This is a genomic window from Streptomyces albospinus (assembly GCF_014648695.1).
GTDB classification, from domain to species: Bacteria; Actinomycetota; Actinomycetes; order Streptomycetales; family Streptomycetaceae; genus Streptomyces; species Streptomyces albospinus.
The window spans coordinates 19,989-44,275 of sequence record NZ_BMRP01000027.1 but is presented as its reverse complement, the minus strand read 5'-3'; the positions used below and the strand labels follow the sequence as shown (position 1 = coordinate 44,275).

Below are 24,287 nucleotides of genomic sequence, written 5' to 3'. Positions count from 1 at the left end.
CCCGGCACCAAAGACGACCGAGGGGCACCGCCCCACACACCCCACCCACCCGCCGAAGGCGGGAAACACCGCACCCCGCACGGCGGGAAACCCGACAACGTGGGGAAGCCCGCCAAGCGCAGCGGAACGGCGGGAAACCCGACAACGTGGGAAGCCCCCCGGGCGTTAGCCCGCTAGCATCAGCCCGATCCCCGCCACCATCAGCCCCGCCGCCGCGATCCGCGGCAGGCCGAAGCGCTCCTTGAAGAACAGTGTGCCGATCGCGGCGCCGACGATGATCGACGACTCGCGCAGTGCCGCGATCGGCGCCAGCGGCGCGCGGGTCTGCGCCCACAGCACCAGCCCGTACGCGAAGACCGAGAGCACCGAGCCGAACAGCCCGCGCAGCGCGAACGGGCGTAGCTGGCCGAGGAGTTGGCCGCGCCGGACGGCGAGCGCGTACGCCGGGATGATCAGCCCCTGGAGGATCATCAGCCAGCCGATGTAGCCCACCGGGGTCCCGGAGGCGCGGACTCCCAGGCCGTCGACGGTGGTGTACGAGGCGATGGACAGTCCGGTGGCGAGGGCGGCGGCTATCGCGGGCCAGTGCGGCCGGGTGCCGGAGCCCCGGATGCCCCACAGGGCCAGCCCGACCAGCCCCACGGACGCCAGCGCGACACCCGCCAGCGCCAAGCCGTCCGGGACCTCGTGCACGAAGACGGCGGCGAGGACCGTGACGACCAGTGGCGCGGTGCCGCGGGCGATCGGATACATCTGGCCGAAGTCGCCCAGCCGGAACGACTGCATCAGCAGGGCCTGATAGACGATGTGCAGCACCGAGGACGCGACCAGATACGGCCAGGCCCCGGCGGCCGGCAGTGGCGTGCAGCCGGCCAGCAGCGCACCGCAGACCGCTCCGCCGCCGCCGACCAGGGTGAAGGCCAGCAACTGGTCGCGTATCCCGTGGGCGATGGCGTTCCAGCTGGCGTGGGTGACGGCGGCCAGCAGGACCGCCGCCACGACCAGCGGCGTCACGAGGTGCGCTCGCGCACGTCCGCCGCGCGGCCCTGCGCGGACCCGGTCAGGGGCTCGGGGGCCCGGCCGGCCGCAGTGGCGGTACGGGGGGCCGGGGCGAACGTCAGGGCCTTGGCGGCCGGGCCCGGACCGGCCGGCGCGTCGGCGAAGCGGGGGTGGGCGGTCGCGGTGTCGGGCGGGGAATCGCACATGGCCCGCACGCTAGCGAAAGCTGTACGGGCCATGCGAACGAAATCCAGCCGGTGGACACCTCGTCGTAACGGGGCGTCCACCCGGCTCAGTAGGCGGTGAGGATGGCGCGGACCAGCGGGCCCGCGTTGGTGCCGCCGTGGCCGCTGGCCGGGACGACGGCCGCGGCGGCCAGGTCATCGCGGTAGGCGGCGAACCAGGCGTTGGGCTTGTCCTGGTTGTCGACCTCGGCGGAGCCGGTCTTGGCGCCGATGTCGCCGCTGATCCCCTGCATCGCCTCGGCGCCCGTACCGGACGTCGCGGTGAGCTTCATCAGCCCCTTCAGGTTGGAGGCGGTGTCCGGCTTCATCGCGCCGGAGGCCTTGGCGAACGTCCGGTTGTCCAGCGACTGGGCCACGATGTACGGCTGGTGGAAGGAGCCGGACTGGGCGGTGGCGGCGATCGAGGCCACGTTCAGCGGGTTCATCCGCACCCCGCCCTGGCCGATCAGCGAGGCCGCCATCTGGGCGTCGCTCTGCACCGGCACGGTGCCGTCGAAGGTGGGGATCCCGGTGTTCCAGTTCAGCCCGATGCCGAAGACGTTCTGGGCCTCCTTGGTCAGATCGTCGTTGCCGAGGTCCTTGGCGTGGCCGATGAAGGCGTTGTTGCAGGACGCGGCGAAGCTGTCGGCGAAGGTGCCGTCCGGGATCTGGGACTTGTTCAGGTTCTGGAACTTCCAGCCGCCGACCGTGACGTACTGGGGACAGGGGTCCTTCTTGTCCGGTGCGGTGATCCCCTTGTCCATCAGCAGCGCGGAGGTGACGATCTTCATCGTCGAGCCGGGCGCCAGCGAACCCTGGGTGGCCATGTTGAAGCCGTCCGCCGGGGAGTTGGCGATGGCCAGGATCTCGCCGGTGCTGGGTTTGACGGCCGCCGCGGACGCCTGCTTCTTGCCCTTGACCGCGTTCTCGGCCGCCGTCTGGAGCTTGGCGTCCAGGGTGGTCTTGAGGGTGCCCGGGGTGCCCTTGGAGAGCACCTTGAGCGTCTTGTCGGGCTGCTGCTGGTTGCTGTCGGCGGCCTTGGCGCGGTGGACGTAGAGCTCCGCGCCCGGCTTGCCGTCGGTCTTGCTGCCGTACTTGGTGCGCAGGCTGTCCAGCACCCCGGCCAGCGTCGGGTGGTCCTGGGCCGTCAGCTCGGTGCCGTTGCGGTCCACGGCCTTGATCGGCGGCGCCTCGGCCTCGCCGGTGCGCAGCTCGTCGCCCTTGCCCAGGCCCGGGTAGAGCGTCGACGGCTGCCAGGCGACCTGCGGCTTGCCGGTGGTCTTGTCGCGCTGGAGGGTCATCGTGGAGCCGTACGAGAAGGGCGTCTTGACGGACTTGTAGTCGATCTGGGTGCCGACCGTGTACGGCACCTTGTCGCCGGACGGTGTGCCGGGCTTCAGCGTCACCTTCGAGAACTTCGCCTGCGCGGCGAAGTTCTGGAGCGCGCTCTTGGCGGCGTCCGGATTGTCCGTCAGTGCGGCGGCCTTGGCCACGTCGCCGGACTGCCAGGCGGTCAGGAACGCCTGTGCGGTCGTGTTCACTTCCTTGGCCGTCAGCGGGCCGGTCGGCACCTTGCTGCCGCCGTCGCCGGACTTGGCATCCGCCGACCTGACCGCCTGCGGCGACGACCCGTCCGAGCCGCCGAACAGCGTGAAGCCGCCTACGACTCCCATCACCAGGGCCACCGATCCGCCGATCAGCCCGTACTTCACCTCGCGGCGCATGCCACCGATCCCCTCCCTGGAGCTTCAGTCCTTGAATACGCACACAAGAACGTCCATCGCACTCTAAGGGACACGGGCAAGTGGTGAGTCTCGAACAGGGCACGGTCCTGTGACACGCTGTCGCACCACCGTTACGCAACCGTCCCGGTCGCCCCTTCACACCCAACTGTCGAACCACATCCGGTTCTGCCAGGCGCTCTTCGGGATCGGCAGGCCCGTGTAAAGGGGGTAGAAGTAGATGAAATTCCACACGATCAGCAGCACCAGGACACCCGCGCCGACTGCGCCGATCGTGCGGCGGCGTTCACTCGCGCCCGGCGGCCCGATGATCGCGCCGATCATCATCGCCAGCGCCAGGCACAGGAACGGGACGAAGACCACCGCGTAGAAGAGGAAGATCGTCCGCTCCTGGTAGAGGAACCACGGCAGATAGCCGGCCGCGACCCCGCAGGCGATGGCCCCGGCCCGCCAGTCCCGCCGGAACAGCCACCGCCACAGCACGTAGAGCAGCGCGAAGCAGGCCGCCCACCACAGCAGCGGCGTGCCCAGCGCCAGCACCTCGCGGGCGCAGCCCTCGGCGGCGGTGCAGCCGTCGTGGCCGGCCTTCGGGTCCTCGTAGAAGTACGAGACCGGGCGGCCCAGCACCAGCCAGCTCCACGGGTTGGACATATAGGTGTGCGGGGTGGTCAGCCCGGTGTGGAAGGCGTAGACCTCGCTCTGGTAGTGCCACAGGCTGCGCAGCCAGTCCGGCAGCCAGGACCAGGAGCCGCCCCGGCCCTCGGGGGTGGTGGCCCAGTCGCGGTAGTAGCCGCCCTTGGTGACGATCCAGCCCGTCCAGGACGCGAGGTAGGTGGCGAGCGCGACGACGACGGTGGAGACGAAGGCGGGCAGCGCATCGCGCCGCACGATCGACCGGAACGGGTGCCGGGCCCCCGCCGTGCGCCGCGCCCCCATGTCCCACAGCACCGACATCAGCGCGAACGCGGCGAGGAAGTAGAGGCCGTTCCACTTCGTCGCGGCCGACAGGCCCAGGCACAGCCCGGCGGCGATCCGCCAGGGGCGCCAGCCCAGCCGCAGCCGGTCGCCGACCGCGTCGTCCGGCCGCACCTGCCCGACTCCGGGCCCGGCCGGCAGCGCCGCCGCCAGCCGGGCGCGGGTGCGGTCCCGGTCCACCAGCAGGCAGCCGAAGCCGGCCAGCACCCAGAACATCACGATCAGGTCCAGCAGCGCGGTGCGGCTCATCACGAAGTGCAGCCCGTCCACCGCGAGCAGCGCGCCCGCCAGGCACCCCAGCGCCGTGGACCGCATCAGCCGCCGCCCGATCCGGCACACCAGCAGGACCGACAGGGTGCCGAGCAGCGCGGTCATGAACCGCCAGCCGAAGGGGTTCATCCCGAACGCCCACTCGCCCAGCGCGATCAGCCACTTGCCCATCGGCGGATGGACCACGTACGAGTGCTCGGGCGAGAGCAGGATGTGCGGGGGGCTGGCCAGCAGCGCGTCGTTGGCGTCCTTGGCCCAGGTGCCCTCGTAGCCGTACTGGAGCAGCGACCAGGCGTCCTTGGGGTAGTACGTCTCGTCGAATATGACCTTCCGCGGGCTGCCGAGGTTCCAGAACGTCAGCACCCCCGCGCACAGCGTCACCAGCAGCGGGCCGAGCCACCCCGACCAGCGCGCCAGCCGGGCCGCGAGGTCCGGGCCCGCGCCGAGCCACGCCCACGGCCGGCGGTCCGGCTCGGGGAACGGGGCCACCAGCCGCGTCCGGGCATCGGCCTGCGGGCGGCCGGCGTACCCGAAGCGGCGCAGCCGCCGCTGCCACGCGGGGGGCTGGCCGGCCGGCTCCGGGGCGCTCAGGGCGGCTGCATGCGTCGCGCTGGTGTCACTCGTCACCCGGCCCATCGTAGGGAAGGGGCCTGTGGAGCGGCGGGGAGCGCCACCGGGCGGTGCCACCGCGTCGGCGCACCCCCGGGCCCTGGGAGGATGGGCGGGTGACTGGAACGCTGGTACTTGCAGGGACGCCCATCGGCGAGATCGCGGACGCCCCGCCGCGGCTCGCCACCGAGCTCGCCGCCGCCGATGTGATCGCCGCCGAGGACACCCGGCGGCTGCGCCGGCTGACCCAGGCGCTGGACGTCCATCCGGCCGGCCGGATCGTCTCGTACTTCGAGGGCAACGAGGCCGCCCGCACCCCCGAGCTGGCCGACGCGCTGGCCGGCGGCGCGCGGGTGCTGCTGGTCACCGACGCCGGGATGCCGTCCGTCTCCGACCCCGGCTACCGCCTGGTCGCCGCCGCCGTCGAGCGCGGCATCAAGGTCACCGCCGTCCCCGGCCCCAGCGCCGTGCTCACCGCGCTCGCGGTCTCCGGGCTGCCGGTGGACCGGTTCTGCTTCGAGGGCTTCCTGCCCCGCAAGGCGGGCGAACGGCTCTCCCGGCTGCGCGAGGTCGCCGACGAGCGCCGCACCCTGGTCTATTTCGAGGCGCCGCACCGGCTGGACGACACCCTCGCCGCGATGGCCGAGGTCTTCGGCGCGGACCGCCGGGCCGCCGTCTGCCGGGAGCTGACCAAGACGTACGAGGAGGTCAGGCGCGGGCCGCTGGGCGAGCTGGCGCCGTGGGCGGCCGAGGGCGTCCGCGGGGAGATCACCGTCGTCGTCGAGGGTGCACCGGAGAGCGGGCCGCAGGAGCTGGACGCCGCGGAGCTGGTGCGCCGGGTGCGGGTCCGCGAGGAGGCGGGGGAGCGGCGCAAGGAGGCCATCGCGGCGGTCGCGGCGGCGGCCGGCATCCCCAAGCGGGAGGTCTTCGACGCGGTGGTGGCCGCCAAGAACGCCGAGCAGGCCGCGGCCAAGAACACCGGGCAGGGCGCGGCCAAGAACGCGGGACAGGGCGCGCCCGACTGAGCGTTGACCTGCTCGGGAGAGCGTAAAAGCCCAGCCCACAGGCATGATCCGACTCGGCGGAAGGTAAACGGCTGGCCTCGAAGGTAAAGCGATCAGGCCCGCTGCGATGCGTTTTTCCTACGACCTGCCAAATCTGGGCCAATAGGTAGCAGGTCAGCTGCGTTCCCGCCGTGAAAGGCGTCCACTGGGAACCGGGACGTTCGGTCCCGGAAGGCTTGTCCAGCGGGCAAGAGGAGCGCACATGAGCGACATCACGAAGACCACCGCAACGGGCACCACCGGTGCGTCCACCAGCGGATTTCCTCCCCACCCCCGGCCCGAGCCCGCGGCCCGCGAGGCATACGCCTTCGCGTGCATGAGCTGCGGCCACGGCTGGGAGCAGGCGTACGAGATCGAGCATCAGGTGGACGGCAAGGGCCAGATGCACGTCGTCTACTTCGCCGACGGCCAGCGTGTCCCGTCCCCGTTGACCCGACCCACGTGCCAGAACTGCGGCGGCCACGTCGTCCGCATCATGCGCGCCGGTCAGGTGTCGATGGTCTCCGAGGCGATCGCCAGCATGCACCATCGCCCGCACGGCGCCGCCAAGAGCGCCAAGAGTGCGAAGGGCGGCCGGACCGGCCAGGACGCGCGCCCCGCGGAGCCCGGGAGCACCGGCGCCGCCGCCGAGCCGGGCCGGCACCACCACTGGCACCTCTCCGATCTGCTGCACCCCTTCCAGCACCACCGCAAGTGAGGCCCGGGCCGCGGTCCTCGTAGGATCGCGGCCATGGCCCCGCAGGACAAAGACACCCCGCCGCCGCTGCCCGAACCGCTCCGGGTGCCGGTCGCGGACTCGCACACCCACCTGGACATGCAGGAAACCACCGTCGAGGCGGCGCTGGCCAAGGCCGCCGCGGTCGGGGTGACCACGCTCGTCCAGGTGGGCTGCGATCTGAACGGCTCGCGCTGGGCCGCGGACACCGCCGCCGCACACCCGGACGTACACGCCGCCGTCGCCCTGCACCCCAACGAGGCGCCGCGGATCGTGTTCGGGGACCCCGACGGATGGTCGCGCCAGGCCGCGCGCGAGGGCGGCGGCGACGCCGCACTGGACGCCGCGCTCGCCGAGATCGACGCGCTGGCCGCCCGCCCCGAGGTCCGCGGCGTCGGCGAGACCGGCCTGGACTACTTCCGCACCGGCCCCGAGGGCATCGCCGCGCAGCAACGGTCCTTCCGCGCCCACATCGAGATCGCCAAGCGGCATGACAAGGCCCTGGTCATCCACGACCGCGAGGCCCACGACGACGTGCTGCGCATCCTGCGCGAGGAGGGTGCGCCCGACCGGGTCGTCTTCCACTGCTTCTCCGGCGACGCCGCGATGGCCAAGACCTGCGCCGAGGCGGGCTACTTCCTGTCCTTCGCCGGCAACATCACCTTCAAGAACGCCCAGCCGCTGCGCGACGCGCTCGCCGTCGCCCCGCCCGAGCTGCTGCTCGTCGAGACCGACGCGCCCTTCCTCACCCCCGCGCCGTACCGCGGACGGGCCAACGCGCCCTATCTGATCCCGCTCACCGTCCGGGCGATGGCCGGCGTCAAGGCGATGCACGAGGACGCGCTGGCCTCGGCGATCGCCGCCAACTCCGCCCGCGCCTTCGGGTACTGAGCCCCGAACCGGGTACGTTCCGTCACCGGCCGACTTTGGAGAGTTGCCCCGGCTCCGCTACATTCCGCCGTTGACCGGTTACCGGACGACACCCGTGGCAGGGGGAGCGTCGTGAGTCCTTCGCAGAGCAGCCACCGCGCCGCGCGCGGCGGCAGCGGCCGGCGCCGGCGCACCGGCGAATCCCCCGAGACGCTGCGCCGCCTGGTGCCCCGCGCCCTGGTCGTCGCCGTCCTCGCCGGCGGCACCACGGCCTTCGTCGCGCACGACAAGGTGATCAAGCTCAGCGTCGACGGCACCCCTCGCACCCTGCACACCTTCGCCGACGACGTCGACGAACTGCTCGCCGACGAGGACCTCGACGTGGGCGGCCACGACATCGTCGCGCCCGCCCCCGGCACCGGCCTCGGCAGCGGCGACAAGGTCGCCGTCCGGCACGGCCGCCCGCTCGCGCTCACCGTCGACGGCCAGCGCCGCCAGGTGTGGACCACCGCCGAAACCGTCGACGGGGCGCTGAGCCAGCTCGGCGTCCGCGCCGAGGGCGCCTACCTCTCCGCCTCCCGCTCCCACCGCATCGGCCGGCACGGCCTGGAACTGGCGGTACGCACCGAACGCTCGGTGGTCTTCGTCGCCGACGGCCGCGAATTCCGCGTCCGCACCAACGCGGCCACCATCCGCGAGGCCCTGGCACAGGCAGGCCTGGCGCTGCGCGACCACGACACCACCTCGGTGCCGCCGGACAGCTTCCCGCGCGAGGGCCAGACCGTCTCCGTGCTGCGGATCACCGGCACCAAGGAGGTCCGCGAGGAGCCCATCGCGTTCCGTACGGTCAAGAAGCCCGACGCCGACCTGCCGCGCGGCACCGAGGTGGTCGTCCAGCAGGGCGTGCCCGGCGTACGGCGCGTCACCTACCGGCTCGACACCGTCAACGGCGTCAAGCAGAAGCCCAAGCCGATGGGCGCCGAGGTCGTCGTCCGCGCCCCCCGCCCGCAGATCGTGCACATCGGCACCAAGGCGCTGCCCACCTCCGTCCAGGGCGCCGACACGCTCTCCTGGCGCGCGCTGGCCCAGTGCGAGGCCGGCGGCCGGCCGGACGCCGTCGACGCGTCCGGCACCTACGGCGGGCTCTACCAGTTCGACGTCTCCACCTGGCACGGGCTCGGCGGCATCGGACGCCCCCAGGACGCCCCCGCCGAGGAGCAGACCTACCGGGCCAAGAAGCTCTACGTCACCCGGGGCGCGAGCCCGTGGCCGGTGTGCGGCCGTAAGCTGCACGGGTGAGCGACAGCAAGACCACCGACGAGCCCGGCCCGCTGCTGGGCCCCGCCGATGTCCGGGAACTGGCCGCGGCGCTGGGCGTACGCCCCACCAAGCAGCGCGGCCAGAACTTCGTCATCGATGCCAACACCGTCCGCCGGATCGTCCGGACCGCCGACGTCCGGCCCGACGACGTCGTCGTCGAGGTCGGCCCCGGACTCGGCTCGCTGACCCTGGCCCTGCTGGAGGCCGCCGACCGGGTCACCGCCGTGGAGATCGACGACGTGCTGGCGGCGGCCCTGCCGGCCACCGTCGCGGCCCGGATGCCGGAGCGCGCCGACCGCTTCGCCCTCGTCCACAGCGACGCGATGCGGGTCACCGAACTGCCCGGCCCGGCCCCCACCGCCCTGGTCGCCAACCTTCCCTACAACGTGGCCGTCCCCGTACTGCTCCACATGCTGGAGCAGTTCCCGACCATCGAACGCACCCTGGTCATGGTCCAGGCCGAGGTCGCCGACCGGCTCGCCGCCCGCCCCGGCAACAAGGTCTACGGCGTCCCGTCGGTCAAGGCCAACTGGTACGCCGAGGTCAAGCGCGCCGGCGCCATCGGCCGCAACGTCTTCTGGCCCGCCCCCAACGTCGACTCCGGCCTGGTCTCGCTCGTCCGCCGCGCCGAACCGATCAAGACGACGGCCTCCCGCCGAGAGGTCTTCGCCGTCGTCGACGCCGCGTTCGCCCAGCGCCGCAAGACGCTGCGGGCCGCGCTCGCCGGCTGGGCGGGCTCCGCCCCCGCCGCCGAGGCCGCCCTCGTGGCCGCCGGCATCTCCCCCCAGGCGCGCGGTGAATCCCTCACGGTCGAGGAGTTCATCGCCATCGCCGAGAACAAGGCACCGGCCGCGGACGCCACTGACCAGGAGCCCACCCGATGACCCGTAACGCTCCCGACAACGCTCGCGAGAGCGTCACCGTCCGCGTCCCCGCCAAGGTCAACGTCCAGCTGGCCGTCGGCGGCCGGCGGCCCGACGGCTTCCACGACCTGGCCAACGTCTTCCTGGCCGTCGGCCTCCACGACGAGGTCACCGTCACCCCCGCCGACACCCTGACGCTCACCTGCACCGGCCCGGACGCCGACCAGGTCCCGCTGGACGAGTCCAACCTCGCGGCCCGCGCCGCGCTCGCCCTCGCCGCCCGCCACGGCCGCGAGGCGAACGTCCACCTCCACATCGCCAAGGACATCCCGGTCGCCGGCGGCATGGCCGGCGGCAGCGCGGACGCCGCCGCCGCCCTCCTGGCCTGCGACACCCTCTGGGGCACGGGGACGTCCCGCGACGAACTCCTCACCCTCTGCGCCGAGTTGGGCAGCGACGTACCCTTCAGCCTGGTCGGCGGCGCGGCCCTCGGCCGGGGCCGCGGCGAACTCCTGGAGCCCCTCGCGGTCGGCGGCACCTTCCACTGGGTCTTCGCGGTCGCCGACGGCGGCCTGTCCACCCCCGCCGTCTACAAGGAGTGCGACCGCCTCCGCGACGCCTCGGGCCGCGGCGCGACCACCGCCGACATCCCCGACCCCGAGCCGTCCCCGGCCCTCCTGGACGCCCTGCGCACCGGCGACGCCACCGCCTTGGCCGCGGCCCTGGAGAACGACCTCCAGGCGGCGGCGCTCTCGCTGCGCCCGTCGCTGGCCGCCACCCTTGCCGCCGGCACGGACGCCGGGGCGCTGGCCGCCCTGGTCTCCGGCTCCGGCCCGACCACGGCCTTCCTGGTCTCCGACGCGGAAGCTGCCGAGCGGGTCGCCGCGGCGCTGCGCGCCTCGGGCACCTGCCGCACGGCCCGCGCCACCGCCGGCCCGGCACCGGGCGCGACGGTCGTCACCGGCGGCTAGCTCCCGACTGCCGTTCGGCGGTAGGCCGTCCGGATCGTGTCCGTGCTGTTGCCGTACCGTGTCCGCCCCTGGGCAACCGTTCGACACGCTGTTCGAGTCTGATCCCGCATGACGGATTTACGAGCGGGCATCCGGCGACGACGCGCGACCACGGCCTGGGCGACCGCCCTGGTGGTCGTGCTCGGCGGGGCGGTGACCTCCAGCGGCGCGGAGAAGTCCGGGCGGGCGGACGAGCCTTCCCAGAGGGTGAAGTTGGCGTTCAGGGACACGCCGCGCACCTTCTACCTTCGGACGTTCGACAAGTCGGATGAGCAGCTGCCCTGGGGCCAGCAACCCGAGCCGTACGACGTCTATCTGGAGGCGAGCAGGCGTTCCCCGGGCCGGGAGCCGGCGAAAGCCGAGAACATCAAGGTCACCGTCGATCTGTCCGACGCCAAGGCGGTGCGGGCGTCGCTCGACCCCTGGGACAGGCGCGACGGATGCAAGTGGTCCGGCGCCCTCGTCACCTGTACTCCGAAGGACAGCGAATCGGGGAAGGCCAAGGACATCGCATCGGGCGCGTACGCCGACATCGCTCGCCTCCACATGATTCCGAGAGAGCATGTGGCGAAGGGGCCGGCCGGGTCCTTGAAGATCACCGTGACCAGCAGCAACGCCCCCACCATCCACCAGACCACCCAACTGGTCATCGGGGCACCGCGCTTGACGGCACGGGCCGAATGGGAATCGCCGCCCGGTCCGGTAGAGCCCGGCTCCGAAATGAAGTTGAGGCCCGCTTTCGGCAACGAGGGCGACGTCGGCGTCGAGGGCGACCTCAGCGTCGTGGTGGACGTGAAGGGACAGGCGACGCTGTCCAGGCAGTACAGCAACTGCCGTTACGACAAGGCCGACGCACCGAAGAAGGCGCTGTGCACGATCCCCGGCCCACTGCCGGTCGGAGCGGCGTACGAGACCGACCGCCCGTTCACGACCACGGTCGACAGGACCGGGAACCACGGCCGGATCACTTCCACCCTGTATCCCGCCCCCAACACGCCGACCCGCGATCTGCTGCCCGACTCGGCCCCGCGGGGAACCGACGCGCCGATCGGGTTCCGCCCGACCGACGGCAGCGGTTTCACTTCGTTCGACAGGGACCTTGCCCACGCTGAACTGGGGTTCCTCACCACCCGGAGATACGACCAGCAGGTCAACGGGTTCACCATCAAGGGCAAGGTGGGCGACGAGATCTCGATGGACGTGATGAACGCGGACGGCTACTTCGACGGAGACACGTACCTGACCCTGCCCGAGGGCCTCACCCTGATCGGGCACCGAAAGAACGAGAGCGGCGACGACCCCTTCTGCGAGTACGACGACGAGAAGCACTGGACGGTGCTGTGCCCGGCACCTCTGAACGTCCACCCCCGCCTGCGGTTCCGCATCGACAAACGGGTCGAGGGCGCGCAGGGCACGATCTCCGTGAAACCCGATCCGGAGCACCCGGACCCGGACCTGACGAACAACACCGCCCCGATCACGATGGAGTACGTCGACTGACGGGCCGGCGCGGGCGCAGCGTCACGGGTAGCGCGGCAGGCCGTCCGTCGAGATCGTCCAGTCGGCGATGGTGACGTCCTCGCCGTAGACGAAGTCCTTGCGGGTGGCGTAGCGGGGGCCCTCCGGCGTCGGGTGGATGTCGGAGAAGACCGCGCCGGAGCCCGTGCGGGGATCGAAGATCACGTAGTGGGGGATACCGAGGAGGGGGTAGTCCCGGGTCTTGCCGACCCAGTCGTTGTCTGGATTGGACCGGGAGACGACCTCGATGGCGGCGATGAGGGTGCAGGGGGCGAAGGACCCCTGTCCCTCCATGTACGCCTCGGCGATCACCATCACATCGGGGCGCCGCATGATGCCGTGGGACTCGGCCTCCACGTCCGGAGCCCCGGTATGGGCTGCGAGACCGTCCGGCATCACCTTCTCGAGACGGCGGCTGACCCGGGCCGCCGTCAACTCGTGTCGCCCTACGGGCGATAGCAGGTCGTGCACGATGCCTGCGCCGGTGATTTCCAACTTGCCGGGAACGGAGTCGTGGATCTGCTCGACAGCGTCGCGCATCGCTCGGTAACGGAGCCGGGCTCCTGCCGGGGTGTTCATGGCCTGGAAACCTCCACGGGATCGGATCGGCAGTCGCCGCACAGCCCCGGTCGCGGAGCGCGGAAGGCGCGCTCGCAGCCGTCGCAGGTCTGGAGGGGGTCCGGGCGTGCGGGGGCCGGGCCGGCGGCCGGTAGGGGCGGCGGCAGTGACGCCGTGAGGCGGTGGGCGAGGAAGGCCACCGGGTTACGGAGACCGGGTGGCAGGTCGGCGGTGAGCGTACGGCGTACGGCTTCGGGCGGCGCCTCGCGTTCCAGCCAGGCGGCCACGGCCGGGGAGAGGCGCGCCACATCCGCCTCGGAGAGCAGCAGGCGCGGATCATCGCGCCGCAGCTCCACGAGGATGCGGTGGGCCGTTTGCGCACCCACAGGATCGCGACGACGTGGGGTGGGCAGCGGCGCACGCTCCGGCCTCGGCCCCGGCCTCGGCTTCGGTTCCCGTTTCGGCCTCGGGGCCCGTTGGGCGGGACGGGTTGCTGGGCACGGGGCCGCGCCCGGCTGGTTGTACGAGACCGTGCGCGTCACGACCCGTCCGCTCGGCAGCCGCTCCCGCGTCCGCTTCAGATACCCGGCCGCCTCCAACTCCCGCAGCGCGGAGGCGATACGGGCCTCACTCTCCGGGAAGCGAGCGGTCAGGCACTTGATGCCGATGCGCGCCCCGGCGGGCAGTGACTGGATGTGGACGGCGAGCCCGATCGCGACGAGCGTCAGCCCGTGGTGCTGGGCGAGGTGGTTGCCGACGACCGTGTAGCGGCTGGTGTGACGGGAGTTGACGTGGATGACGCCGGACGAGGGAGTCGGCGCGGGAACGCGGGACACGGGGCGCGAGGGCGCGCTAGGGTTCTTGAGAGCCATCGGGAAGGTGATTTCTTCCTGGGTGGTCAGGCCCTCGTTCGGGATGCCAGTCCCGGCCGGGGGCCGAAGCATGTGTGCGGTGGTGCACGTGACGCGGCGAGCATATGCCGCTCAACCCGCCCCAATCCCAACCGAGTTGGCATATGTCACCCGTATGGGTGGTGGGGCGACGGGGAGGCCGGAGGGGTTGGGTGGGTATTTTCCCCGGGCTTTTGCCTTTACGTCGTGCCGGACCGCGACCCGGCCCACCGGGTCGCGGAAACCTGCGACCCGGTGAGCACCCTTCCGTGCGCATTGCGACGAATCGCTCACGCGGCGGCAGCGCACGCGCGTAGCGTGCCGAGGAATCGCGTTGTACCGGGCAACCAGCAAGTAGCGGTGGTGAGTTATGCCCCCTCGCAAGGACGCCGATCCCTCGGCCAGCGTCCCGTGCTTCTACGGCGCCGAGATGCGCTACCTCCGGGAGCAGGCCGGACTCACGCTCGAACAGTTAGTGGAAGGCAGCTACCGCGGCATCCCGCTGCTCAGCCGAATCGAGCGTGGGGAGTGTGGAATGCCGATGGACCTGGCCATCCACATCGACAAGAAGCTCAACACGAACGGTTTTTTCGAGCGTCGCTGTGAGGCGGTGGCGAAGGCCCGCCGGGCGGGTCACGCGGAGTACTTCGCGGACGCGCTGGAGATGGAGCAGCGGGCGGAGACGATCGACGAGTGGGCGCCGATGCTCGTTCCCGGGCTGCTTCAGACGCCTGCGTACACGCGGGCGGTCGTGCGGGCTGTCATGCCCCGCGCCTCGGGCGAAGAGGTCGAGGAGAAGGTGGCGGCCCGCATGTCCCGGGCGGCGATCTTCGAAGCGGAGGTTCCCCCGAAGCTCTGGGCGATCCTCGACGAGTCGCTGATCCGTCGCCCTGCCCTCCCGGACGAGCAGATGGCGGAACTGCTGGAGCACATCGCGAAGGTGATCAGGACCACGCATGCGATTTTCCAGCTCCTCCCGGAATCGGGGGGCCTCCATCCACTCATGACGGGCGAGATCCGCGTCATGACCTTCGCCGACGCGCCGCCAGTCGTGTACGTCGAGAGCCTGCACAGCGGCCAACTCATCGACTATCCGCCGCTCGTGAAGCAGTACCGCGAGTCGTACGATCTGCTCAGGGCCGCCGCACTGTCGCCCGCGGCGTCTCTGTCCATGATCGAGACAGCGGCAGGGGACTTCCGAAATGGCAAGCACAGCGCTCTACTTGAGTAACGCTGCGTGGCGTAAGAGCAGTTACAGCAACGGCACCGGCGGCAACTGCATCGAGGTCGGCGAGGGGTTCCACGGGGCTGCGTACTGGCGCAAGAGTAGTTACAGCAACGGCACCGGCGGTGAGTGCGTCGAGGTCGCCGACGGCCTCCCCGGCATCGTCCCCGTCCGGGACAGCAAGGATCCGCAGGGGCCCGCGCTGGTCTTCTCCGCCGCCGGATGGTCGTCGTTCGTCTCGGCCGTCAAGGGCGACGCTTAAAGCTCGTCGATGGCGGTCAGGTCGATGTCGATGGCGTAGGGCCTGTCGACCTTGATCCGGTCGCGGTGGATACCGGCGTGCACATAGGCCTCCGTGACCGGGTCGAGTTCGTAGACGTGGACGACGGGTTTGCCGCTCGTTCCGCTCTCCTCGACTCGCCAGAAGTTCTCGATCCCGGCGGCGGCGTACTTCCACGGCTTGGTCGTGCGATCGCGGGATTCCGAATCCGGGGAGACGACCTCGATGGCGAGCGGAACGTCGCTGGCCTGGTAGCTCGACTGGTCCGGTCCGGTGATCGCGTCAGTCCGGATCACGCTCACATCGGGCTCCGGACCGTTGCGCTTGTCGAGGATGACGGTCATCTCGCGCCTGACCCTGACCTCGGCGGGCCGACTCGTGCGCAGGCCACCCACCAGCAGGTCGATCACATCGGCGTGGAAGATGCACTGCCGACTCACGAAAACCAGGCTCCCGTCGATCAATTGGGTATGCGGCGGGAGATGCGGCAGCGTGAACAGGTCGTCTACCGCGTACCCGTCCGGCGGGGGTTTCGGCCATCGATGTTCCATGGGTGGGATTCTTCGGCCTGCTCGTCCACGGCGCGGCCGTCTCGCCGCGCGTCATCACAAACAGTGACCGCCCCGCTCCTGCCCCCCGGCAGCCGCCCCCATCCTCCCCCCAAGACACCCACCCCGCGCCGACTACTCTTGAAGCCGACCCGTCCCCGACCGGGGATGCACAGACCAGGAGTGAGATGGCCGTCAACCTCGTCAATCTGGAAGCCGTCGACAAGGTGTACGGGACGCGTGCGCTGCTCGACGGTGTCTCCCTCGGCGTCAATGAGGGCGACCGGATCGGCGTCGTCGGCCGTAACGGCGACGGCAAGACCACCCTGATCCGGATCCTCGCCAAGCTGGAGTCCGCCGACGTGGGCCGGGTGACGCACTCCGGCGGTCTGCGGCTCGGCGTGCTCACCCAGCATGATTCGCTGGACCCGGCCGCCACCATCCGGCACGAGGTGATCGGCGATCTCGCCGATCATGAGTGGGCGGGCAACGCCAAGATCCGGGACGTGCTGACCGGGCTGTTCGGGGATCTGCACCTGCCGGGGTTCGATCAGGGCCTGGACACCGTGATCGGGCCGCTGTCCGGTGGTGAGCGGCGGCGGATCGCGCTCGCGAAGCTGCTGATCGCCGAGCAGGACCTGATCGTGCTCGACGAGCCGACCAACCACCTCGATGTGGAGGGGATCTCCTGGTTGGCGCGGCACCTGAGCGCCCGGCGGTCCGCGCTGGTCGTGGTCACCCACGACCGGTGGTTCCTGGACCAGGTCGCGACCCGGATGTGGGACGTGCAGCGCGGCACCGTCCACGAGTACGAGGGCGGCTACTCCGACTACGTCTTCGCGCGGGCCGAGCGGGAGCGGATCGCCGCCTCCGAGGAGGCCAAGCGGCAGAACCTGATGCGGAAGGAACTGGCCTGGCTGCGGCGCGGTGCGCCGGCGCGGACGAGCAAGCCGCGGTTCCGGATCGAGGCGGCCAACGAGCTGATCGCGGATGTGCCGCCGCCGCGGGACAGCGCCGAGTTGATGAAGTTCGCCAGCTCCAGGCTCGGCAAGACGGTCTTCGAACTGGAGGGTGTGACCGTTCAGGCCGGGCCGAAGGTGCTGCTGAAGCATCTGACGTGGCAGTTGGGGCCGGGGGACCGGATCGGTCTGGTGGGTGTCAACGGCGCCGGCAAGACCTCGCTGCTGCGTACGCTCGCCGCGGCGGCGCGTACGGAGGGTGAGACGCAGCCCGCGGCGGGCAAGGTCGTCGTCGGCAGGACCGTGAAGCTGGCGTACCTCTCGCAGGAGGTAGCCGAACTGGACCCGGCCGTACGGGTCCTGGAGGCCGTCCAGCAGGTGCGCGACCGGGTGGACCTCGGCAAGGGCCGGGAGATGACCGCGGGGCAGCTGTGCGAGAAGTTCGGCTTCACGAAGGAGAAGCAGTGGACGCCGGTCGGCGACCTCTCGGGCGGTGAGCGGCGCCGGCTCCAGATCCTGCGGCTGCTGATGGACGAGCCGAACGTGCTGTTCCTGGACGAGCCGACCAACGACCTGGACATCGAGACGCTGACGCAGCTGGAGGACCTGCTCGACGGCTGGCCCGGCTCGCTGATCGTGATCAGCCACGACCGCTACTTCGTCGAGCGCACCACCGACCGGGTCTTCGCGCTCCTCGGGGACGCCGCCCTGCGGATGCTGCCGCGCGGTCTGGACGAGTACCTGGAGCGCCGCCAGAAGATGATCGAGGCGGCGGTGCCGGCGCCCGCCCAGCCGGCCGCCGCGGCCCCCAAGAAGCCGGCCGCCGTCAACCGCGCGGCGCAGAAGGAACTCCAGCGGATCGAGCGGCAACTGGACAAGATCGGGGACAAGGAATCCGCGGTCCACGCGCAGCTCGCCGAGCACGCCACCGACTTCGAGAAGGTCGCCGGACTCGACGCCGAACTGCGTGAACTCGCGGCCCAGCGCGAGGAGTTGGAGATGCGCTGGCTGGAGCTGGCGGAGGACGCCTGACGTCCGCCCGGCTGCCTTCCCGGCCGCCGGGGCTGCCGCCCGCCCGTGAGGGACGGGCGGCAACCGGCCCCGATTGGCCGGGATTCCCGCGTTCCGGTGGTCTTCCTCCTTCTGGGGGGCGCGCATCGCCTGCCGAGCGTGTAGCTTCCCGGGGACATATGGCCGGGCCGGGGAGTTGAGGGGGTTTGCCCGATGGGCGTACGGCTCATGGTGGTCGATGACCACCGGCTGCTCGCCGAGGCGCTCGCCTCGGCTCTCAAGCTGCGCGGGCACCGCGTCCTGGCGGCGGCGGCGCCCAGCGCCGGGGCCGCGGACCTGGTGGTGAGCCGGGCGCCCGAGGTGTGCCTGCTGGGCACCGCGGAGCCCGCCGAGCCGGGGGCGTTCGACCCGGTCGTACGGATCAAGAAGGAACGCCCGCAGGTCGCGGTGGTGGTGCTCGGGCCGGTGCCCAGCCCGCGCGGGATCGCCGCAGCCTTCGCCGCCGGGGCCTCCGGCTACGTCCGCAACGACGAGCGGATCGAGGGCGTCGAACGGGCGATGATCAAGGCGCGGGCGGGCGAGGCGGCCATCGCGCCGCAGCTGCTCCAGCATGCCTTCGAGGAGCTGCTGCACCCCGCCGCCCAGCCCGACGACGAGGGGGCGCGGCTGCTCCAGCTGCTCACCCCGCGGGAGGTCGAGGTGCTGATGCGGGTCGCGGACGGCGAGGACACCCGGGTGATCGCCGCGGGGATGGACATCGCGCCCAGCACCGCGCGGACGCACGTCCAGCGGGTGCTGATGAAGCTGGAGGTGGGCTCCCGGCTGGAGGCGGCGGCGCTGGCCGCCCGCACCGGTCTGCTGGAGCGGGCTCAGTCCCCCGCGCCGCGCTCCCCCTCGGCCTGAGGCTCGGCCGCCGGTGGCGGCACTATCGGCCGCAGCTTCAGCCACACCAGGAAGAACACGCCGAGCGCGAGCATGCCGCCGCCGGTCCAGAGGTTGATGTTGATGCCCTGGGCCTTGCGGAGGTCCGCGTCGGAGGCGGTGATCCCGGCGATGGTGACGATCACGCCGTAGAGGGCGAACAGGCCGCCGATGATCCGGCGGATGTCGAAGAGCCGGGCGGCGGTGGCCGACTTGCGCTCCAACTCGGTCACTTCGTGCTGCAGTTCAGACATGGCGGGGTCTCCGGTCAGAGCGAGTTCAGAGCGAGTAGGGCAGGTAGCACAGCGCGGCGAGGGCGATGGCGCCCCAGCCCAGGAGCGCGGGCTTGCGGTACCAGGCGTCGTCGCCCTCGGCGGGCGGCTCTTCCAGGCCCGGCGCCGTCGTCCCGTACACCAGCCCGGCGAGTTCGGCCTGCGGCCTGGGCTCGGTGAAGAGCGTGACGACGACCATGACCGCCGCGCCTGCGACGAAGCCGACGATCGCGGAGACGAAGTTGGCGCCCTGGTCGGTCGGTATGGAGATCACGTGCTGCTTGTAGATCCAGAAGTAGTTGACCATCGCGGCGGTGGTACCGGCGAGCAGGCCCCAGACGCCGGACTTCATCGAGGCCCGCTTCCAGAACATCCCGATGATGAAGACCACGAACATCGGCACGTTGAAGAAGGAGAACAGGGTCTGGAGGTAGCCCATGATGTTGGAGAACGAGGAGGCGATGAACGCGGTGCCGATCGACGCCAGCACGCCGATCGCGGTGATCAGCCGGCCGAAGCGCAGGTAGTAGCCGTCGGGCCGGCCCGGCTTCACGTACTTGGCCCAGATGTCGTACGTGAAGACGGTGTTGAAGGACGAGACGTTGGCGGCCATGCCGGCCATGAAGGCGGCGAGCAGACCGGTGACGGCGATGCCCAGTACGCCGTTGGGCAGCAGCTCCTGCATGAGGTAGGGGATCGCGTCGTTGTACTGGAGGCCGCCGGGGGCGCCGATCTTCGGTACGAGGACGGCGGCGACCAGGCCCGGGATCATCACCAGGAAGACGATGAACATCTTCGGGAAGGCGGCGATGAGGGGGGTGCGCTGCGCGGCGGACAGGTTCTTCGCGGACAGCGCGCGCTGCACCTCGGCGAAGTTGGTGGTCCAGTAGCCGAAGGAGAGCACGAAGCCCAGGCCGAGGATGATCGTCAGCCAGTTGGCGCCCAGCGGGTTGGCCTCGCCGATGCCGGTACCGCCCCAGGCCGTCAGGAAGTTGTGGCCGTGCGCGGAGGTGAGCGAGTGGGTCAGGCCGCCCCAGCCGCCGACCCGCTTGAGGCCGAGGACGACCAGCGGGAGGAGCGCCGCGAGGATCACGAAGAACTGGAGCACCTCGTTGTAGATCGCCGAGGAGAGCCCGCCGATGGTGATGTACGCGAGGACGAACAGCCCGGCGACGACGATGGCCACCCACTGCGGCCAGCCCAGCAGCGCCTCGACGACGATCGACAGGGCGTAGAGGTTCACGCCCGCGATCAGGACGGCGGCGAAGGCGAACAGCACGGAGCTGAGCAGGTGCGCGGACTTGTCGAAGCGCTGGAGCAGGAACTCCGGTACGGAGCGGACCTTCGAGCGGTAGTAGAAGGGCATCATGACCAGGCCCAGGAAGACCATGGCCGGGATGGCGCCGATCCAGTACCAGTGGACGACCGCGACGCCGTACTGCGCGCCGGTCGCGGCCATCCCGAGGATCTCGGTGGCGCCCAGGTTGGCGGCGACGAAGGCGAGCCCGGTGACCCAGGCGGGCAGCGACCGCCCGGAAAGGAAGAAGTCCAGGCTCGTCTTCACGCTGCGCCGGGCGGCGAAGCCGATGCCGAGGACGACGACGAAGTAGATGGCCAGGATCGTGTAGTCGAGCCCGTTGGTGGGGAGTCGTAGCCCTTCGGCCAGAGTGATCATGGGCCCTCTTTCCGGGGAGCGCAGCCTTTTCGGGGATCACAGCGGTGTGCGCGATGCGAACGCACAGAAACGTACGCGCGGTCGACCGAAAACTGAATAGTTTTGTTCGATTCTCTTGTTGGATCGTGATCGATCGGGAGTGCTTCACGGGTCGCGCGACGGGAAATCACCGTTTTTTGGCCGCTTCGTCTACCGCGTATTGACGCACCTGTTCGCTTGTGCTTCATTGTGTTTGTTTCTGTTTGGGTGCGGTGAGGAGCTACCGGTGAAGAAGACGGCGACCCGGCTCGCGGACGGCCGGGAGTTGATCTACTACGACGCATCCGACGACGTGGTCCGCGACGCCCTCGACCAGCGCCCCCTCGACCCCGTCGCCACCGCCGCCGAGATCCGCCACGACCGCCTCCTCGGGGACTCCGTGGCCATCGCCTCGCACCGCCAGGGCCGCACCTACCACCCGCCGGCCGACGAGTGCCCGCTGTGCCCCTCGCGCGACGGCCGGCGTTCCGAGATCCCCGCCGCCGACTACGACGTCGCCGTCTTCGAGAACCGCTTCCCCTCCCTCGCCGGCGAGCACGGCCGCTGCGAGGTGGTCTGCTTCACCTCCGACCACGACGCCTCGTTCGCCGACCTCACCGAGGGGCAGGCCGCCCTGGTCCTCGAAGCCTGGACCGACCGCACCGCGGAACTGTCCCAACTCCCCGGCGTCCAGCAGGTGTTCTGCTTCGAGAACCGCGGCGCCGAGATCGGCGTCACGCTCGGCCACCCGCACGGCCAGATCTACGCCTACCCCTTCGTCACCCCGCGCACCGAGCGGATGCTCGCCTCCCTCGCCGCACACCGCGCGGCCACCGGCCGCAACCTCTTCGACGACGTCCTCGCCGACGAGCTCGCCGACGGCCGCCGGATCGTCCTCGAAGGCGAGCACTGGGTGGCCTTCGTCCCGTACGCCGCCCACTGGCCGTACGAGGTGCACCTCTACCCCAAGCGGCGGGTCCCCGACCTGCTCGCCCTCGACGATGCGGCGCGCACAGAATTCCCACAGATCTATCTGGAAGTCTTGCGGCGCTTCGACCGGATATTCGCAGGGTGGGACGGTGGGGGAGGAGCCGCGCGGGATGGTGGGGGAGGAGCCGCGCGGGATGGTGGGGGAGGAGCCGCCGGGGCGGCCCCGACGCCGTACATCTCCGCCTGGCACCAGGCGCCCGTACGTGCCGCGGACCGCTCGCGATTCGCGCTCCATCTAGAGCTTTTCACCATCCGCCGGACTTCCGGCAAGCTGAAGTTCCTCGCGGGTTCCGAGTCCGGCATGAACGTGTTCATCAACGACGTGCCGCCGGAGGCTGCGGCGGATCGACTGCGAGAGGTAGCGAGCGAGTGAGCGAGAAGTACCTGGTCACAGGCGGCGCCGGCTATGTGGGCAGCGTGGTGGCCCAGCATCTGCTGGAGGCCGGCCACACCGTGACGGTCCTCGACAACCTCTCCACCGGCTTCCGGGAGGGGGTCCCGGCGGGCGCCGCGTTCATCGAGGGCGACATCCGCGACGCCGGCCGGTGGCTGGACGCCTCGTACGACGCGGTGCTGCACTTCGCCGCGTTCTCGCAGGTCGGCGAGTCCGTCGTCGACCCGGAGAAGTACTGGCGCAACAACGTCGGCGGCACCATGGACCTGCTCACCGCGATGCGCGACGCCGGAGTGCGCCGGCTGGTCTTCTCCTCCACCGCCGCGACCTACGGCGAGCCGGTCGGCACCCCGATCACCGAGACCGACCCGACCGCCCCCACCTCCCCGTACGGCGCCAGCAAGCTCGCCGTCGACCACATGATCAGCGGTGAGGCCGCCGCGCACGGCCTGGCCGCCGTCTCGCTGCGCTACTTCAACGTCGCCGGCGCCTACGGCAACTGCGGCGAGCGCCACGACCCGGAGTCGCACCTGATCCCGCTGGTCCTCCAGGTCGCCCAGGGCCGCCGCGAGGCGATCTCCGTCTACGGCGACGACTACCCGACCCCCGACGGCACCTGCGTCCGCGACTACATCCACGTCGCCGACCTCGCCGAGGCCCACCTGCTCGCCGTCGCGGCGGCGCAGCCCGGCGAACACCTCATCTGCAACCTCGGCAACGGCAACGGCTTCTCCGTACGCGAGGTCATCGAGACCGTCCGCAAGGTCACCGGGCACCCCGTCCCCGAGATCGCCGCCCCGCGCCGCGGCGGCGACCCGGCCGTCCTGGTGGCCTCCGCACAGACCGCCGTCGACCGGCTCGGCTGGCGCCCCAGCCGCGCCGATCTGGCCGGAATCATCGCCGACGCCTGGCGGTTCGCCCGGCACATCGCCCGCGAGGAGCTCGCGGACCTGCCACACCACCCGGAGGAGTCCTGATGGCCGCTCACGGAGCCGCCGGCCCGGCCACCGGGCGTGCCCACGGCGCCCGGCACACCGCGGCGGAGTTCACCGCCGTGTACGGCACCGCCCCCGCCGGTACCTGGGCGGCGCCCGGCCGGGTCAACCTGATCGGTGAGTTCACCGACTACAACGACGGCTTCGTGATGCCGCTGGCCCTCCCGCACACCACCATCGCCGCCGCCGCGCCCCGCCCCGACGGCGTGCTGCGCCTGCACTCGGGCGGCGCCGGCGGCGGCATCGTCGAGCTGCGCACCGATGCGCCGAGCCGCGCCGCGGGCAGCTGGGCCGCCTACCCGGCGGGCGTCCTCTGGGCGCTGCGCGAGGCCGGGCTGCCGGTGGGCGGCGCGGACCTGCACTACGACAGCACGGTGCCCACCGGCGCCGGGCTGTCCTCCTCGGCGGCCCTGGAGGTCGCCACCGCCCTCGCCCTCAACGACCTCTACGGACTCGGCCTGGCCCCGCAGGAGTTGGCCCGGATCGCCCAGCGGGCGGAGAACGCGTTCGTCGGCGTGCCGTGCGGGATCATGGACCAGACCGCCGCCGCCTGCTGCACCGCCGGGCACGCCCTCTTCCTGGACACCCGGGACCTCAACTACCGTCATGTCCCGTTCGATTTGGCGGGGGAGGGGCTGCGTCTCCTGGTGGTCGACACCCGCGTCCGGCACGAACTCGCCGACGGCGCATACGCGGAGCGGCGCGCCGGTTGCGAACTCGGTGCGCGGGCGCTCGGTGTGCGCACCCTGCGCGATGTGCCGTACGCGCAACTGCCCGTGGCACTGGACCGACTCGGGCACGATCCCGGGGTCCGCTCCCTCGTCCGCCACATCGTCACCGAGAACCACCGCGTCGAACAGGTCGTCGCCCGCCTCGACGCCGGCGACATCCGCGGCATCGGCCCGCTGCTGACCGCCGGGCACGCCTCGCTCCGCGACGACTTCGTGGTCTCCTGCGCCGAACTCGACCTCGCCGTCGACACCGCCAACGCGGCGGGTGCGCTGGGCGCCCGGATGACCGGCGGCGGCTTCGGCGGCTCGGCGGTGGTACTCGTCGAGGAGAGCGCCGCGCGGCCGGTCGCCGAGGCGGTCACCGCCGCGTTCGCGGCGGCCGGGCACACCGCGCCGCGGATCTTCCCGGCCGTCCCGAGTGCCGGCGCACGCCGTCTGGCGGACGAGCCCACCGGGACCGCCGCGCGCACCTGAGACACCCCGGCGGTCCGGCCGATCGCCGGGCCACTTCGGCCAATCGCCTCCCCGCGCCGCGCCCCGTCCGTACGCTGTGATCCAGCGCCGGTGGGGGCCGGTGCCGTTCCAGGGGGCGAGACCGTTCGGGTACGGCGCCCGGGGTGGGGTGGCCAGGTCGGCGCGGC

Annotated in this window: 23 protein-coding genes; 14 read left to right on the top strand and 9 right to left on the bottom strand. The window is 71.4% G+C overall.

Annotated elements, in window-relative coordinates; all coding sequences use genetic code 11:
• Positions 1-165: 165 nt before the first annotated feature.
• The 4 genes from IEZ17_RS28960 to IEZ17_RS28945 all read right to left on the bottom strand — a co-directional run bounded on the left by IEZ17_RS28960 (position 166) and on the right by IEZ17_RS28945 (position 4,846).
• Positions 166-1,014, bottom strand: coding sequence for an EamA family transporter (locus IEZ17_RS28960; protein WP_189305246.1), 849 nt, complete (start codon positions 1,012-1,014; stop codon positions 166-168).
• The gene (locus tag IEZ17_RS28955) at positions 1,011-1,205 is read right to left on the bottom strand and encodes a hypothetical protein (protein WP_189305244.1); all 195 of its coding nucleotides are present in this window, start codon (positions 1,203-1,205) and stop codon (positions 1,011-1,013) included. Before IEZ17_RS28955 ends, IEZ17_RS28960 begins: the two co-directional genes overlap by 4 nt.
• A gap of 86 nt (positions 1,206-1,291) precedes the next feature.
• On the bottom strand, positions 1,292-2,947 hold the full coding sequence (locus IEZ17_RS28950) for a penicillin-binding transpeptidase domain-containing protein (RefSeq protein WP_189305242.1): 1,656 nt from the start codon (positions 2,945-2,947) through the stop codon (positions 1,292-1,294).
• Positions 2,948-3,103: 156 nt separating this feature from the next.
• The gene (locus IEZ17_RS28945) at positions 3,104-4,846 is read right to left on the bottom strand and encodes a dolichyl-phosphate-mannose--protein mannosyltransferase (RefSeq protein WP_189305240.1); all 1,743 of its coding nucleotides are present in this window, start codon (positions 4,844-4,846) and stop codon (positions 3,104-3,106) included.
• Positions 4,847-4,935: 89 nt separating this feature from the next.
• Here IEZ17_RS28945 and rsmI point away from each other — a divergent pair, with 89 nt between their 5' ends.
• The 7 genes from rsmI (at position 4,936) to IEZ17_RS28910 (ending at position 12,161) form a co-directional block, all read left to right on the top strand.
• Positions 4,936-5,844, top strand: a complete 909-nt coding sequence (rsmI, locus tag IEZ17_RS28940) for a 16S rRNA (cytidine(1402)-2'-O)-methyltransferase (protein ID WP_189305238.1) — start codon at positions 4,936-4,938, stop codon at positions 5,842-5,844.
• A gap of 241 nt (positions 5,845-6,085) precedes the next feature.
• A complete protein-coding gene (locus IEZ17_RS28935) occupies positions 6,086-6,580 on the top strand; it encodes a hypothetical protein (protein ID WP_189305236.1) in 495 nt (164 codons plus the stop codon).
• A 33-nt stretch (positions 6,581-6,613) separates the two neighbouring features.
• Positions 6,614-7,489, top strand: a complete 876-nt coding sequence (locus IEZ17_RS28930; protein WP_189305234.1) for a TatD family hydrolase — start codon at positions 6,614-6,616, stop codon at positions 7,487-7,489.
• A gap of 111 nt (positions 7,490-7,600) precedes the next feature.
• Positions 7,601-8,767: a resuscitation-promoting factor gene (locus IEZ17_RS28925; RefSeq protein WP_189305232.1), complete on the top strand. Its 1,167-nt coding sequence runs from the start codon at positions 7,601-7,603 to the stop codon at positions 8,765-8,767.
• Positions 8,764-9,672 (top strand): 16S rRNA (adenine(1518)-N(6)/adenine(1519)-N(6))-dimethyltransferase RsmA, encoded by a 909-nt coding sequence (gene rsmA / locus IEZ17_RS28920; protein WP_189305222.1) that lies wholly within the window; start codon positions 8,764-8,766, stop codon positions 9,670-9,672. The genes IEZ17_RS28925 and rsmA overlap by 4 nt, the downstream gene beginning before the upstream one ends.
• A complete protein-coding gene (locus IEZ17_RS28915; RefSeq protein WP_189305220.1) occupies positions 9,669-10,622 on the top strand; it encodes a 4-(cytidine 5'-diphospho)-2-C-methyl-D-erythritol kinase in 954 nt (317 codons plus the stop codon). Before rsmA ends, IEZ17_RS28915 begins: the two co-directional genes overlap by 4 nt.
• A 108-nt stretch (positions 10,623-10,730) precedes the next feature.
• Positions 10,731-12,161 (top strand): hypothetical protein, encoded by a 1,431-nt coding sequence (locus tag IEZ17_RS28910; RefSeq protein ID WP_229852755.1) that lies wholly within the window; start codon positions 10,731-10,733, stop codon positions 12,159-12,161.
• Positions 12,162-12,182: 21 nt separating this feature from the next.
• Here the strand turns inward: IEZ17_RS28910 and IEZ17_RS28905 are convergent, their stop codons facing one another.
• Both IEZ17_RS28905 and IEZ17_RS28900 read right to left on the bottom strand, forming a co-directional pair.
• A complete protein-coding gene (locus IEZ17_RS28905) occupies positions 12,183-12,758 on the bottom strand; it encodes a Uma2 family endonuclease (protein WP_189305218.1) in 576 nt (191 codons plus the stop codon).
• Positions 12,755-13,609, bottom strand: a complete 855-nt coding sequence (locus IEZ17_RS28900; RefSeq protein WP_189305315.1) for a helix-turn-helix domain-containing protein — start codon at positions 13,607-13,609, stop codon at positions 12,755-12,757. The genes IEZ17_RS28905 and IEZ17_RS28900 overlap by 4 nt, the downstream gene beginning before the upstream one ends.
• A gap of 388 nt (positions 13,610-13,997) precedes the next feature.
• On the opposite strand from IEZ17_RS28900, the gene IEZ17_RS28895 reads away from it, so the two are divergent.
• Together IEZ17_RS28895 and IEZ17_RS28890 are read left to right on the top strand one after the other, a co-directional pair.
• Positions 13,998-14,858: a helix-turn-helix domain-containing protein gene (locus IEZ17_RS28895; protein WP_189305216.1), complete on the top strand. Its 861-nt coding sequence runs from the start codon at positions 13,998-14,000 to the stop codon at positions 14,856-14,858.
• On the top strand, positions 14,851-15,114 hold the full coding sequence (locus tag IEZ17_RS28890) for a DUF397 domain-containing protein (protein ID WP_229852754.1): 264 nt from the start codon (positions 14,851-14,853) through the stop codon (positions 15,112-15,114). The genes IEZ17_RS28895 and IEZ17_RS28890 overlap by 8 nt, the downstream gene beginning before the upstream one ends.
• On the opposite strand, the gene IEZ17_RS28885 is transcribed toward IEZ17_RS28890, so the two are convergent.
• A complete protein-coding gene (locus IEZ17_RS28885; RefSeq protein WP_189305212.1) occupies positions 15,111-15,683 on the bottom strand; it encodes a Uma2 family endonuclease in 573 nt (190 codons plus the stop codon). The two genes, IEZ17_RS28890 and IEZ17_RS28885, sit on opposite strands and share 4 nt — an antisense overlap.
• 185 nt (positions 15,684-15,868) lie before the next feature.
• Here IEZ17_RS28885 and IEZ17_RS28880 point away from each other — a divergent pair, with 185 nt between their 5' ends.
• Positions 15,869-17,671, top strand: a complete 1,803-nt coding sequence (locus tag IEZ17_RS28880) for an ABC-F family ATP-binding cassette domain-containing protein (protein ID WP_189305210.1) — start codon at positions 15,869-15,871, stop codon at positions 17,669-17,671.
• Positions 17,672-17,863: 192 nt separating this feature from the next.
• On the top strand, positions 17,864-18,553 hold the full coding sequence (locus IEZ17_RS28875) for a response regulator transcription factor (RefSeq protein ID WP_189305208.1): 690 nt from the start codon (positions 17,864-17,866) through the stop codon (positions 18,551-18,553).
• Here the strand turns inward: IEZ17_RS28875 and IEZ17_RS28870 are convergent.
• Positions 18,520-18,825, bottom strand: coding sequence for a hypothetical protein (locus tag IEZ17_RS28870; RefSeq protein WP_189305206.1), 306 nt, complete (start codon positions 18,823-18,825; stop codon positions 18,520-18,522). The two genes, IEZ17_RS28875 and IEZ17_RS28870, sit on opposite strands and share 34 nt — an antisense overlap.
• 25 nt (positions 18,826-18,850) lie before the next feature.
• On the bottom strand, positions 18,851-20,518 hold the full coding sequence (locus IEZ17_RS28865) for a sodium:solute symporter family protein (protein ID WP_189305204.1): 1,668 nt from the start codon (positions 20,516-20,518) through the stop codon (positions 18,851-18,853).
• A 265-nt stretch (positions 20,519-20,783) separates the two neighbouring features.
• Here IEZ17_RS28865 and galT point away from each other — a divergent pair, with 265 nt between their 5' ends.
• Genes galT through galK form a run of 3 tightly spaced genes read left to right on the top strand, consistent with a single transcriptional unit; the run spans position 20,784 to position 24,120 of the window.
• Complete coding sequence (gene galT, locus IEZ17_RS28860; RefSeq protein ID WP_189305202.1) at positions 20,784-21,899, top strand: galactose-1-phosphate uridylyltransferase; 1,116 nt, start codon at positions 20,784-20,786, stop codon at positions 21,897-21,899.
• A complete protein-coding gene (gene galE, locus IEZ17_RS28855; protein WP_189305200.1) occupies positions 21,896-22,897 on the top strand; it encodes a UDP-glucose 4-epimerase GalE in 1,002 nt (333 codons plus the stop codon). Before galT ends, galE begins: the two co-directional genes overlap by 4 nt.
• Entirely contained in the window at positions 22,897-24,120 is a 1,224-nt protein-coding gene (galK, locus tag IEZ17_RS28850) for a galactokinase (RefSeq protein WP_189305198.1), read from the top strand. Before galE ends, galK begins: the two co-directional genes overlap by 1 nt.
• Positions 24,121-24,287 lie beyond the last annotated feature (167 nt).